General features: G+C 69.4%; 5 protein-coding genes. 1 reads left to right on the top strand and 4 read right to left on the bottom strand.

All coding sequences use genetic code 11. The features are described 5' to 3' along the window. Positions 1–56: 56 nt before the first annotated feature. From AB0389_RS16550 to AB0389_RS16560, 3 genes are all read right to left on the bottom strand, one after another. Positions 57–10,709 (bottom strand): LamG-like jellyroll fold domain-containing protein, encoded by a 10,653-nt coding sequence (locus AB0389_RS16550; RefSeq protein WP_366396102.1) that lies wholly within the window; start codon positions 10,707–10,709, stop codon positions 57–59. 263 nt (positions 10,710–10,972) lie between these two features. Continuing rightward, positions 10,973–11,503 (bottom strand): BMP family ABC transporter substrate-binding protein, encoded by a 531-nt coding sequence (locus tag AB0389_RS16555; protein ID WP_366396103.1) that lies wholly within the window; start codon positions 11,501–11,503, stop codon positions 10,973–10,975. Next, a complete protein-coding gene (locus AB0389_RS16560; protein WP_366396104.1) occupies positions 11,500–11,883 on the bottom strand; it encodes a hypothetical protein in 384 nt (127 codons plus the stop codon). Before AB0389_RS16560 ends, AB0389_RS16555 begins: the two co-directional genes overlap by 4 nt. Before the next feature lie 220 nt (positions 11,884–12,103). On the opposite strand from AB0389_RS16560, the gene AB0389_RS16565 reads away from it, so the two are divergent. Beyond that, entirely contained in the window at positions 12,104–12,859 is a 756-nt protein-coding gene (locus tag AB0389_RS16565) for an HNH endonuclease family protein (protein ID WP_366396209.1), read from the top strand. Positions 12,860–12,880: 21 nt separating this feature from the next. Here the strand turns inward: AB0389_RS16565 and AB0389_RS16570 are convergent, their stop codons facing one another. Further along, on the bottom strand, positions 12,881–14,158 hold the full coding sequence (locus AB0389_RS16570) for a hypothetical protein (protein ID WP_366396105.1): 1,278 nt from the start codon (positions 14,156–14,158) through the stop codon (positions 12,881–12,883). Positions 14,159–14,243: the final 85 nt, after the last annotated feature.

Raw genomic sequence — 14,243 nt, forward strand, 5'->3', positions numbered from 1 at the left:
AAATGAGACGCCTTGGAAGGCAGGGCTCCGGGATGGCATTCGAAGTTCTGTCACCCCTATTGCAATGGCCCCTTTGGGGTATCGTTCCAGAACTCATTGCAACTGAAGCAGGTGACGCGCCCATTCCAAGGTGCCCCTGGGCCACCAAGCGCCTGCGGCCAAATATGATCCACGCGTGTCTCCAAACGATCGACCGGAACTCCACTCATCGACCGAGTTGCTGGAATTGTTGGCGTGAGGCAGTCGTCACAAGTCGCAATTCCACCATTGGCATCTTTATTGGCTTGAATAACGAGCCGCTTACCCTTCGGCGTAAACACCTTACCCGCGCGCGACATATCAGCCTGCAGATCAGTGGCAACGCCATTGGAATTAACTGAAAACCTCGGCGTGGGGCAGGCAGCATTCGTATTGTGCACCAATACCGGCGTGCTACCGGCCAGGACATAGTACGTGTGGAGGTCTTCGACGCTCAGGTCGTACGTCGTGCGTTCTGCCTTGTACGACGTGATGTTGATGATGACTGTCGGGTTGCCCGCGTCGTTCTGGAGTTTCTGGCCGGGCTTGAGTTTGTAGGCCTGGGTCCAGGCGTTGCGGGTGGCTTCGTAGAACTGGTGGTGCTTGGTGGTCTGGATGGTCTTCGGGCCGGACTTGGTGGCGATGGTGACGTCGACGTAGTTCTTGTCGTCCTTGGTGACGATGACGGCCTTGACGCGGTGCTTCTCGGTGGTCTTCTTGCCGGGTTCGGCGGTGAGGACCGTGTCGCCGGCCTTGACCTCGCGGATCGGCTTGCTGGTGCCGTCGGCCAGGAGGACCTCTGTTTTGCCGGTGAAGCTGTGGGGGACCGGTCTGCGGGATATCGGGCAGGTGGACGGGGGCGACGGCTGGGAGTTTGCTTCGGGGCTGGTCTTGGACTTCGGGCCCGACTTGCTGCCCTTCGCGCCGAAGATGCCGCCGGTGGCTGCGCCCATGGCGGTGGCCTTCGCGGCGCCGCTGACGCTGCAGCCCTCCTCGCTGGCGGCGCAGGAGATGCCGTAGCCGACCGCTTCCTCCGCGGCGTTGCCCGCGGCCTCGCGGCCGGCGCTCTGGAGCGCCTTGCCGCCGACGTTGGCCAGCAGCCGCCCCGCCGCCCCCGCCGCCAAACCGCCCGCCGCGCCGCCCAGTGCGCCCGTCGCCGCGCCTACCGCTACCGAGCCGAGGAAGCCGCCGACCGACTTGGGGCCGTCGCTCATCATGTAGCCGACGCCGTTGGCCGCCGCGCCCGCCAGGGCCGCGCAGCCGATCACGCCCACGCCGCCGGTGGCGGCGGTGCAGCCGGCGAAGACCACCACGCCCACCGCGACCGAGGCGATCGTCGCCGCGTGCTGCTTGACGAAGTTGGCCGACGCCTTCGCGGCCTTCTTTACCGCCTTGCCGACCTTCTTTGCCGCCTTGACGGTCTTCTTCGCTACGTGTTTGACCGCCTTGGCCACCGTGCGGACCGTCTTCTTGACCTGCTTGACGACCTTGTGGACCTTCTGTTTCACCCGCTTGTACGTGCGTTTGACGTATCTCTTGACCTTGTGGACGCTGTCGGCCACCCGGTGGACCGTCGCGCGCACCACCCGCTTGGCTTTCCTGACGACCTTCTTGACGGTCTTCTTGATCTTCTTGGCGGCCTTCTTGACGACCTTGGCCGCCTTCTTGACCGTCGACTTGGTCTTCTTCCAGGCCGACTTGGTGACCTTCTTGACCTTCTTCGTGACCTTCTTGATCGCCTTGTTGATGAAGCTCGGCCAGTGGCCCGTCGGGTCCGTGGCCGTCATCGGGTTGTCGTCGCCGTACGCGTAGCGGTTCGCCGAGACCGACGCGGGCAGCGGGTCCATGCCGACCGTGTCGCGGCTGTTGAACTGGCCCGTCTGCGGGGAGTACCAGCGCGCCGCCATATTGACCTTGGCGGTCGCCGGGTCCGTCCAGCCCGACTGGTAGCCGAGCTGGCCCAGCATGCCGGCCGAGTCGACCACCGTGCCGAAGGGGGAGTACGTCGTCGAGCCGCTGAGCGCCTCGCCCGTCCCCGTGAACTGCGCCACCACGTCGTCGTGCAGGTCCGTGAGGGCGAGGGCGGAGGCCCAGGACGTCTTCACGCCTATCAGGGCGCCGTCCGTGTCCCTGCTGTACGAGGCGACTCCGTCCGTCGCCACGTCATTGCCCGCTCCCGCGTACTGGAAGGAGTAGGCCGGGGTGGCGAACCCGTCGTCCGTCTTGTTCGTTGCCGTCAGCAGCCGGTCGACGCCGTCGTACGCGTACGTCCGGCCGCCCTCGCTGATCACCCGGTTGAACGCGTCCGCCTTCGTCAGCGTCCGCTTCCCCGCCTCGTCCACCAGCGCGCTCATCGTGCCGCGCGCCGTGTACTCGTACGCGTTGTGGCCGTCCGAGGTGAGGCGGTTGCGGGCGTCGTAGGTGTACGTGTCGCCGCCCACCCTCGTGCGGTTGCCGGAGGCGTCGTACCCGTACTGCTCCGTCTTCGTCCCGTCGTTCCAGGAGGTCAGACGGTTGGCCCAGTCGTAGGTGTAGGAGGACGTCCTGGTCGCCGCGCCCGACAGGCCCGTTGTTGTTTTCTTGGTCTCGTTGTCGTTCTCGTCGTAGTCGTAGGTTATTTCCGACAGGGATTTGCCTGATTTTGAGGCTAGTTTGTCCGTTGTCAGGCGTTCCAGGGCGTCGTAGGTGAAGGTGCGCTTCGACGCCGCCGCCGCGTCCGTGCCGTAGTCGATCGTCTTGACGTTGCTGTTCTCGTCGTACGCGTACGTCAGCGACGAACCCGTCGCCCCGTCGTTCAGCGTCTTCAGCCGGCCCGCCGCGTCGTACCCGAAGGTCGACGTCCCCGACGCGTCCGTCCGCGACGTCATCGAACCGTCGCCGTTGTACGCGAACGACGACGCGCCCGAAGGACCGCTCGTCGACAGCAGCAGCCCCCGGTCGTCGTACGTGAAGGCGTTCGCGTCGTCACCCGCGCCCGCGCTGGAGCCCGTCACCGCCACGATCCGGTCGTCCGCGTCGTAGCGGTACGTGTGGTCGACCGTGTCCGCCTCAGCGCCCCGGCCCGTCTGCCTCGTCAGCCGGCCCTTGACGTCGTACTCGTTGGTGATCGTGACCCCGCCGGGCGAACGCGCCTCCTTCGCCTGGCCGTTCGCGTCGTACACCATCGTGAACGTACGGTCGGCCGCGGCCGGGTGCGCCGGGGTCGCCGGTTCGATCTCCGTCTCCGGCATCCCCCAGCTGTTGTACATGGTGAGGAAGGGGTTGCCGCGGCCGTCCGTGAAGCGCGTGCGGTTGCCCGCCGCGTCGTAGCCGAACGTCGTGGTGATCGACTCCGTCGCCGAGACCGGCTGGACGGCCTTGGTGACCAGGCCCGTCACATCCACCGTCAGCGACACCGTGTGGCCGCGGTAGTCCGTCACCGTCAGCGGGTTGCCCGCCCGGTCGTACGTGGCGGAGCTGGTGCGCAGCGTCTTGCCCGCCGCGTCCAGGTCGCTGGTGGCGATGAGCTGCCCGAAGCCGTCGTACGTGTTCTTCGTGCTGGTGCCGTCCGGGTCCGTGGAGGTGAGGACCTGGCCGTCCATGTCGTACGTGAACTTCGAGACGCCGCCCGCCGAGTCGGTGACCTCGGTCGTCTCACCGAGCGCGTTGTACTTGTACGACTCGGCCGCGCCCGTCGGGGAGACGGTCCGCGTCAGCTCGCCGCCCGTGCCGTACTCGTTGATCGCCGTGTACGCGCGCTGCGTCGGCTGGCGCACGATGTCCGTGCTGGTGACCGCGCGCCCCAGGAAGTCCCAGGTGGTCTCCTCGCGGGCGCCGTTCGGCCGGACCGCCACGAGCTGGTCGCCGTTGGTGCTGTAGACGTACGACGTGGTGCCGCCGCCCGGGTCGGTGACCGAGGCCAGATCGCCGAGCTGGGTGTACGTGTACGTCCTGCGGTTGCCGAGCGCGTCGTTCTCGGCGGTGACCTGGCCGAGCTTGTTGTACTCGTTGCGGTAGACCGCCCTGATCGGCGCGCTCGCGCCCGGCGGGGTGTAGTCCGGCAGCGTGGTGGAGGTCTCCTGGCCCTCGGCGTCGTACGTCGTGACCGAGACGTTGCCCAGCGGGTCGGAGGTCTCGGTGTCCTCGCCGAAGGTGTTGTAGCCGGTCATCGTGACGGGCCGGACGGTGACCGGGGTCCCGCCGTTCTGCTCCGCCTGCACGGCCGGCTCGGTGACGGTGGTCTGCTGGGCCGCCTCGTCGTACCCGTACTCGGTGGTGGTGCCGTTCGGGTCGGTGAAGGCGGTGGGCAGTCCGCGCTGGTCCAGCTTCCAGGTGGCCGTACGGACGGAGCTGCCGGCCGCCGGGAGGGTGCCGCCGCGGACGGCCGTGACCTGCGCCGGGGTCAGCGCCTCGCTGTAGACCTGGATGTCGTCGAGTGAGCCGTTGGTCTGCTCGCTGTACGCGCCGTTGTTGAGGAGGCGGCCGATCTGGAGCGGCCCGGTGGCCTCCCACGGGGTGGTGAACGTACCGGTGGTGGCCACCGCGGCGCCGTTGACGTACAGCCTGACCTGGTTCGCCTCCTTGTCGTACACGCCGGTCAGATGGGTCCAGGTACCGGTGGTGACCGCGGACGTGCCGGAGTAGGAGCGGATGATGCTGTGGCCGGTGGAGTCCGACGAGTGCCGGTTGAACGTCCAGCCGTACGCCGTGGAGAAGTAGAGCTGGAAGCCGCTCGCGGAGGTGCCGCTCTGCGCGACGAAGGTGTTGTTGGCGGTCGTGGACTTCAGCTTGACCCAGGCCGAGACGGTGAAGCTGCCGCTGGTGTTGACGACAGGACCGGCCGTCTGCGCGTACGCGTTCGCCGTGCCGTCGAAGTCCGCGCTGCCGCCGCGGTCGGTGTTCCACTTCACACCGCTGCCGGTGGTGCCGGTGTGGTTGGCGCCCGAGGAGTCGGCGGTGCTGGTGCCGGACGTCTCGTCCAGCTTGAAGCGGGCCACCGGGGCCGTCGTACCGTCGTGCGTCGTGTTGCCCGTGACGTTGCCGAGGTTGTCGTACCGGGTGTCCGACGTTGAGACATCGCCCGTCGCCGGGTCGGTCTCCGTCTCCGAGACGACGTTGTCGTCCGGGTCGTAGGACACCTTGGTCGAGCGCCGCGCGCCGTTCGGGTCGAGGACGGAGGAGGTGGTGCGGTCCGCCGCGTCCACCGCGAAGGTGGTCGTGGTCTGGCCGTCGTCCGTGACCTGCTGGATCAGGTTGCCGACCGGGTCGTAGGTGTTGGCCTGCTCGGTGAAGGACTTGCCGGTGGCCGGATCGCTCCGTACGACCTTCGCGGACAGTCCGTCGTCGGTGTACGTGTACGAGGTGGTCCAGCCCATCGCGTCGGTGACGGAGGCGAGCCGGCCCGCCGGGTCGTACGCGCGGGACTCCTGCACCAGCGTGGTGGGCGACGACGGATTCGCCGGATCGCCCGTGTAGTTCAGCAGATTGGTGGTGAGCGGCCGGCCCTCGGCGTCGAAGGTGTACGTGTTGACGTTCCCCGCCGGGTCGGTCTCCTTGACCTTGTTGCCGTAGACGTCGTACTCGAACGACGTGGTGTCGCCGCCCGGGTCCGTCCTGGTCGCCAGGCGGTTGTACGCGTCGTACGTCATCGTGGTGGTGCGCGGCGCGTCACCGCCGGTCAGGTCGGCGACGGTCTGCGCGAGGACATTGCCGTCGACGTCGTACTCGGTGGTCGAGCGGGCGGTGTGGACCGCGCCGGTCACCCGGTTGGTGACGGCAGGGGCGGTCTCGCTGCGGACCTGGTCGTCCTTGTCGTACGTGAGGACGGTGGTCAGCCCGGCCGGCTGCGCGTCGGATATCTCGGTCTCGGTGAGCTGCCGGCCCAGATTGTCGTACGTGTACGTCACCTTGGCGCCGTTGGCGTCGGTGATCTGCGCCGGGTCGCCGTTCGCGTAGTAGGTGTACGTCGTGCGCCTGCCGCCCGGGGTGACGATCTCCGAGACCAGCCCGGCGGGCGCCTTCGCGGTGCCGCCCTCGGCCGCCGGGGTGTCGGCGGCGGTGTAGGCGGTCGTGGCGGTCCGGCCGGCCGGGTGGCCGGGCACCGGCGGGGTGGTGACGGAGGTGATGTTGCCGGCCGTGTTGTACGTGTAGCTGGTGAGGTACGTGTTGTCCGTGGGCCCGGAGGAACGGCCGTCGCGCTCGGTGAGCATCAGGTCGTTGCGCGGATCCATCGGCGGGAACGGCGTCGTGGCGTCCGGATAGTACGTGTAGTAGTCGGTGGCGCACTTGTTGGCGGCGGTGTCCTGGCAGGTGGTCGAGGAGACCGTGTTGCCGCGGATGTCGTGGCCGGTGACGCTGCGGTTGCCGTTCGCGTCGGTCACGGTGTGCAGGAAGCCGGCCGTGTCGTAGCCGTACGTGGTGCGCTTGCCGTTGGTGTCGACCGCCGCGAGCAGCCGGTTGCCCATGTCCGCTTCGTAGACGTACGTGAGCGTCTTGTCGGCCGGGTCGGTGAGCTTGACCGTACGGATCGGGGCGATGCCCGAGGATGCCTTGTACGCGCTCCAGTGCTGCTCGACCTGGTCGGCCCCGAGCGCGCCGCCGTAGACCGAGACCTCGGCGATCGAGCCGGTGAAGTAGCTGATGTCGCCCGGCGAGCTGACCCACGAGCGGGCGAAGCCCGCGCCGATGAACGTCCGCGTGTTGGTCTGGTCTCTGGCCCCGCCCGTGTAGTCGGCCTGCTTGACGCCGTCCACGTACAACGTCTGCTTCGAGCCGGAGGCGGAGAGCACCGCGTGGTGCCAGGCGTTGTCGGTGACGGCGGCCTTGGAGCCGAACGCCGTGGCGGCGCTGCCGGAGGTGCTCCACCAGTGGCCGTGCAGCTTGCCGTCGGCGCCTACATAGAGGACGGGTGAGTAGTCGCCGCCGATGCCTTCGGCCGCGTCCGGGGTCCGGCTCTGGTCGGCGATCAGCACCCCGGCCTTGGACGTCTTGAACCACAGCTCGACGGCCCGGTTCTCACTCCCGTGCCACGGTGCGTACGGCACCTCCGCGTACGAGGTGGTGCCGTTGAACGACGCGGCGGTCACGTCCCCGGTGCCGAACGGGCCCGCCACGCCCTGGGTGACGTTGTTGTACGTACCGAACCCGGTGTGGATCTCGTTCGCGGCCTGGGGCGCGCCCTTGGTGTCGTCGAGCCGCCAGTAGCCGGCCGGCGCCGAGCCCATCACGGCCGAGCGGTAGACCTGCGAGGAGCCGGTGACGGTCGCGGGGTTGAGCTTCCACGTGCCGCCGTCGCCGTCGGTGGCCTGGAGGACCTGGTCGTCGGCGGTGGTGTAGACGACGGACGACTGGATCTTGCCGCGCGGCGTGGTGATCTTGTTGAGCAGCCCGGCGGAGCGCTTGGCCGCCTGGTACTGGGCGGTGATGACGTCCTGGCTCAGCGGCTCCGAGTAGAGGGAGACCTCGGCGAGCTGGCCGTTGTAGTGGCCGAGCTTGTCGTTGGCGTTCATCGCGGGCCAGCCGTCGATGTTCACCCCGGCGCCGAGCGTGAGGTAGGGCTGCTCCCAGTCGTTGATGGTGCCGGCGAGCGAGCCGACGGAGACGCCGTCCAGATAGAGCGTCTGGCTGTTGGCGACACCGGTCAGGACGGCGTTGTGCCACTGGCCGTTGTTGACGGAGGCGGTGGAGGTGATCGTGGTCATGCACCCGGGGGACATGGCCAGGCAGCCGCGCAGCTTGCCGTCGGTGCCGACGTAGACGGCGGGCGTGTTCTTCGTCGTCGTACCGGCCGGGTCGGCGACGCTCAGCGGCTTGTCGCCGTAGTAGAAGAGGACGCCGCCCGCCTGCGTCGTCCTGAACCAGAGCGAGACCGACATGTACGAGGGGGTCGCGCCGGGCGCGCTCGGTATCTCCACGTACGAGGTGGTGCCGTTGAAGGTGGCGGTCTTCTGGGTGGAGCCGGCCAGGACGGACGTGCCGCCCAGGGTCACATTGCGGTACAGGCCGTTGTACTTGCCCTGGTTGTTGTCGACGGAGTCCTTGGCGACGGTGGCGCCGGCCTCCTCACCGAGCCGCCAGTAGGCGAACGGGTCGGCGTCGAGGACGGTCGTCCGGTAGTGGTTGCCGGTGGCGTAGCCGTAGACCGTGCACTTGTCGGGGTCGGCGGGCGGGCAGACCTGGGTGAGCTGGTCGGCGCTGTAGCCGTACGTCCAGGTCTGGACGGTGGAGGCGTCACCGGCCTTGGCCGGGTCGGTGGCGACGGTGGCGACATGCGCGGCGCTCGCGCCGGAGGGGGTGCTCCAGGTGAGGGCCAGGGAGCGGTTCGAGGTGGTGTTGGTGATCCTGGTGAGCTGCTTGGACGTGTTGTACGTGAAGGTCTCGGTGCGGCCCGCGTAGTCCTTGATGCTGGTCAGGGCGCGTACCGCGGTCTTCGCCGTGGCCTGGGTGAACGTGTAGACCGTGAAGTCCTTGTCGGTGAGCGTGTAGCCACCGGTGACGGTCTGGAGCCTGGCGTAGCGGCCCGGCGGGGGCACGAACGTACCGTCGCCGTTGCGGCCGAAGGCGACCTGCTCACCACCCGGATAGGTGATCACTACGCTGGCGACCTTGCCGGCGCCGTCCAGGGTCTCGGCGGCCTGCATGTCGACGACCGTGGACCAGCCGGCCCCGAAGGCGCTGTCGACGCGCGGGTCGAGGCTGTTGTACGAGCGCTCGACGGAGAGGGACGGGCCGACGACCTCGACCTCCGCGTCGGTGTCCTCGGTGGTGTAGTTGCCGTCGCTGGGGTCGAACTCGTGGCCGTCGGTGTTCTGCGCGAGGCCGGAGGTGACGGGCGGCTGCGGTACGGCGGTGGAGAAGCGGCCGGAGTGGGTCACCTCGGCGTAGCCGTCGCTGACGCCGACGTACCACTCGTAGTTCTTGCTCCAGGTGAGCTTGTTCGCCGGGATCTTCCACGAGCCCTTGGCGACCGTGCCGGAGGTGGCGACCGGGGTGGTCGAATCGCTGTCGGCGTCGTACACCTCGAACTCGTAACTGAGCGCCGTGTTGGGCCACTTGTCGGCGTCGCTGGCGTAGACGAGCAGCTCGGGCTGGAGCGTGTTGGCCTGGAAGTTGTCCGGCGGGTACTGGGCGTTGACCTGCGGGGCGGTGTTGGCCGCGTAGGTCAGGTCCAGGGACGGGCGCCATGCGGCGGTGGCGGAGTTGGCGGAGTGGAACCGCTTCCAGGAGGTGACGCCGGTGAGCGCCGCCTCCACCGCGAGCCCGTAGCTGGTGGTGGCGCCGGTGGCGACCTTGGTGAACCAGTCGGTGGAGAGCGTCACCGGCATCGCGGTGCCGACGCTGGTGGAGCCGGAGCTGTTGGAGCACGAGGCGCCGGCCGCCGGGGTCGTCGAGCCGATCGCGGCGCCGGAGGTCGGCCCGGGGTAGGCGGTGACGGCGCTGGGGGTCCACGACTGGGTGATCGGGCTGACGGTGAACTCGGTGGCCGTGCAGGTCGCGGAGTAGAGCGCCCACAGGTTGAGCTTGGCGGCGGAGACGCGCTGGCCCTTGACCGTGGTGCCCAGCGAGCTGAACTGGAGCAGCGAACGCGTCTTGTCCGTACCGGAGTTGTACGTGCCGACCTTGAGCTGTTCCTCGGTGGAGTGGTTCCCGCTGATCGTGTTCTGGGTGTACGTCGAGTTGCTCGCGGCGATCGTCGGGTCCACCGTGACGGGGTAGACGCGCGCCGGGTCGTCCAGCCAGGTGCGGTCGGCGGTCATCCGCAGGGCGGGCGCGCCGTCAGGGGTGCCGTCCACGGTGGTCAGCTCGTAGCGGATGTCACGGGACTGCGCGGTCTCGCCGGAGGCGGGGTCGACCTTCGAGTCCGCCATGTAGGCGGGCGGCATGGTCGCGGTGATCCGGCCGTCGGCGTCGGTGAACTCGACACCGCCGGCGTCGGTCAGGCGCGGGGTGAGGCCCTGGAGCTTCAGCGGGAAGAGCCAGGAGTTGCCGGCGTCCGCCGAGCGCAGGACGAGGTTCTCCTTGAGGCCCTCGGCGAGCGAGATGAGTTCGAGGTCGGTGTCGGGCAGGACACCGGAGTAGGTGAGGGTGCCGTTCTCGTCGGTGGCGGGCTCGACCTTCGCGGCGCCGCGCAGGGCGTACGAGAGGGAGCGTCCTGAGCCGAAGTCGACGGAGGTGAGCTGCTGGTCGGCGGCGTCGGCGGCGAACTCGACCGCGAGGGAGTTGGCGCGCTGCTCGAACCGGCCGTCGTCGTTGGTGACCAGCTCGGTGTCGATCGGCTTCCAGGTGCCGTCGGCGGCCTTGAAGTTCGTCCGGTCGGTGAAGTGGCGGACGGTGGTGGAGCCGTCGGCGTTGACGTAGAAGTCCGAGGTGGCGGTGGACTTCTTGGCGTCGCGCTCGCTGGTCTTCGTACTGAAGCTGTGGGCGTTCGCGTCGGCGCGCGGGCCGGTCTTTGTCCGCTCGGTGGTACTCACCGGCCGTTCGTACGGGGCGAGTTCGCCCTTGCCCTTGCCGGGCTTCGAGCCGGCGCCGCCCTCGGCGGTGGTGGCCTCGGTGGTGGCGGAGTGGCTCCGGCCGCGTGCGGAGCCGCCCTGCTGGGTGGGGGTGTGGAGCGGGGATTCGTTCGCCCAACTCCACAGTCCGGAAAGTGACATCTCGGGCATGGAGAGCGCCGGCAGGGTGGCACCGGTGGCGGCGGCCGTCTCGGTGGTGAGCATGAGCCCGAGGGAGACGAGGACGGAGAGAGCCGTGACCCTCGCTCTTCGGCGGCCGGCCGGGCCGGGCGGGAACAGGCGAGTAGCACGGACCCGGCGAGCACGCATGAGACGAAACCTCAACTGACGGAATGGGCACGAGATCTTCGCAAACATTTCCGCAGCACATGCGTGCTATCCCTCGGCGGGATTGGCTTTGATCGTTCTTTACCTAGAGGTCCCGGGTTTCATGCCCGCTCAGGGGGGTATGTCGCACTATTCGGCGTCTATTCGGCATCCTTGACGGCGCGTTGGATGACCGAGGTGACGGTCTTCTCCAGCTCTTCACCCGTGGTGGCGGCGGTGAGGTTGTCCGGGCCGTCCGCCGCGCTGGAACCGCCGCCGCCGACCACGACGAAGCGGACCTTCGGGTGGTGCGCGGCCCCCGACTCGACGACGGCGACCTGGGGCGCGCCCACGGCGAGGACGACCGAACACCGGCGCTGGATCAGGGTGTTGAGGAACGGCTCGGCGTTCGCGGCGGTCTGCTCACCCGTCACCGGTACGTAGTTGACGCGGGCGCGCGTGCTGAGCGACGCCTTGCGCAGCGCCTCCCAGACGGGAGCGCCGGGCGTTCCCGCGGTGACCCCCTGCTCACCCGTCAGCAGACAGGCGTCCACCTCCCGGTAGGCGCGCGCCCGGGTGTCGAGCGGCGCGGGCTCGTCGTCGTCTCCGGTGAACTGCCATACGGCGAAGGCCCCGAGGGCGATCACGAGCGCGCCGGCGGCGCCGCCCGTGATCCAGGACTTCCTGCTCACGCGGACTCCAGCGGCGTGGCGTCGGCGGGCTGCTCGCTTGTCGCGGCCGGCCGGTGGCTCGGGTAGGCGAGCAGGCCGTGGACCGAGGCGCCGAGCGTGGACACCAGCAGCAGCAGGAAGTCCGCCAGGAGCGACAGCCCCTCGGTGTCCACCGGAGTGAGCGCGATCCGCAGTATCCAGCCGATCGTCGCCGCGCCGAACAGCGCGCCGATGATCCAGTCGGCGCGCTCGCGCCGGCGCGCGGCGATGACCAGTGAGGGCACGAACCCCAGCGTGCCCAGGCTCAGTACGGGCACGGTGGCCAGCGCGGTCCTGGGGGCGATCGTCCTCACGGACAGGGCCACCCGCGCGGTGGCGGTGGCGGTGGCGACGGGCTTCACGACCGGTCTCCTCTCGAACACGGACAGACATACTTTCCCTGAGCGTACGTCCGGGCGAAAGGTCTGACGGTCACTCCGCGTGGGCAGGTATCCCACGCCGGATCCGAACGGTCCGGCACCGGCTGTCCGGTGTGACACGTAGGGTGCGGGTGTGCGCAGACTTGAAGATCGAATATCGCGAACGTTGCTGGCGGGAGGGGCGTTTGCCCTCTCGGTGGCGCTGCTGACGAGCTGTGACGTGCAGGTCGACGTCGACACGGAGGCATCGCCGTCCAGCAGCGCGAGCGGCGGTGGCAGTGACGGCAGCGGTGGCAGCGGCAGTGGCAGCAGCGGGAGCAGCGTCTACGGCGTCCTGCCGCTCACCAACCCCGACGGTACGAAGCGCGGCCTCGCGCCCGTCACCGCGGAGGCCGACAAGAAGGCCTCCCTGGAGCTGATCGAGACGGTGCCGACGGCCCGTGCCGGCTCCGGATCCGGGTACGACCGGAAGAAGTTCGGCTACGCCTGGCAGGACACGGCCGAGGGCATACCCTTCGCCGGCAACGGCTGCGACACCCGGAACGACATACTGGCCAGGGACGGCAAGGACCTGGAGTACCGCTCGGGCTCCGACTGCATCCTCATCTCGATGACCCTGAACGACCCGTACACGGGCAAGGAGATGGAGTGGCGGAAGGAGGCGGCGGCCAAGGTCCAGATCGACCACGTCATGCCGCTCTCCTACGACTGGCGGATGGGCGCCTCCCGCTGGTCCCTCGCCAAGCGCAAGCAGATCGCCAACGACCCGATCAACCTCGTGGCGGTGGACGGCCCGACCAACGGCTCCAAGGGTGACTCGGGCCCGGCGGACTGGCTCCCGCCGCGGGAGGAGATCCACTGCGCGTACTCGACGCGCTGGGCGCAGGTGGCGCTGAAGTACGAACTGCCGGTCACCACCGAGGACAAGGCGACCATGCTGGAGACGTGCGGCGGCTGAGCCGGGCCCGGTCCCACGGTTCTAGCCGATGAAGCGGACCTCGGGGTAGCGCGGCGAGGGGGCTTCGAGCAGCGGGGCGCGGCGGTCGCGCAGGTGCAGATCGAAGAAGGCGCGCAGGTAGCGGCGCTGGATATCGATCGACCGCGTCCCGTCCAGCGGCCCGATGACCTCCGCCAGCTGCTCGGGGGTGGCCCCGAGCCGCTCGGCGACCTGGGGCAGGAACGTCTCGTAGTCCGTGTACGAGAAGTGCCGGGACCCGGTCAGCCGGAGGTTGCGGCGCCAGCCGCGCAGCCGGGGCCAGAACGCGCTCCAGGTCGGGTTGGAGTCGGCGTCCTCGCTCATCAGCAGGAACGGCTTGCGCAGCCCGCTCGTCAGTACCGGCCCGAAGATACTGCCGTCGAGATCGGCGCCCGCCGCGATCGGCACCCCCGACGCCATCGCCTGGGCGGCGGTTGCCCCGCCCAGGGAGTGGCCGAACATGCCGGTCCTGGAGAGGTCCAGGATCCGGCCGAGGCCGTACGGGAGCGAGCTGTCGCGGCTGTTCCGGCCGCTCCGTACCCGGCGGGACAGCTCCTCCAGGACGAAACGGGTGTCGGCCACCCGTACCGCCACCGCCTTCAGGATGACCGGGTCGTCGTCCTCGCCGGTGAAGTCCGGCATCCCGTACGCCGCCACCCGGCCGCCGGGGAACTCGACCTGGCCGGCGTCGTAGGGGTGGTCGATGGTGACCACCACGTACCCGTGGCTGACGAGATCCTCGACCAGCGCCGTACTGGACGCGCGGTGCTGGCCGTGCCCGTGGGAGTAGAGGAGTACGGGCTGTCGGCCGGCGCGGGTGTCGGCGGGCGCGCCGGTGCGGGCGTGGGTGAGCGGCAGCGTGGCGAACTCGGGGAGCAGATACCCCGTGCGCTGGAAGACCTCGGCGGCGCGCGCCGTCATCCACGGCGCGAGGGGCGGCCGTGCGCCGCCCGCCCCGCCGGTCGCGCGGGCCGGGTACCAGACCTGCGCCATCAGCTCCCGCGCCGGCCGGGACGGCAGCCACGGGTCCCGGCGGCTCCGGTCTGTGAGATGGAGGGCGACGGTCCCGAGGGGGTAAGGACCGCTCGGCCGCGGCAGCGTCAGCCGTACGGGCGGTACGGGCGCGGCTGCCCCGGGGGCGGTCGTGGCCGTGGCCGCGCGGGCGGTGCCGCCGAGCGCGACGCCCGCCGCCGCGCCCGCCGCGAGGGCGGTGCCGGTGGCCACCACGCGCCTGCGGCTGAGCGCGGTACGTGACGTACGGTCCGGAACGGAACGCTGCATGGCGGTTCTCCTTCGAGCGGGGCGGAGCGAGGTGGAGCCAGGTGGAGCCAGGTGGAGCAGGCGCGGTGCACCTGCCCCCGCTCCG

The organism is Streptomyces sp. NPDC093109 (assembly GCF_040701725.1).
In the GTDB taxonomy this organism is placed as follows: domain Bacteria; phylum Actinomycetota; class Actinomycetes; order Streptomycetales; family Streptomycetaceae; genus Streptomyces.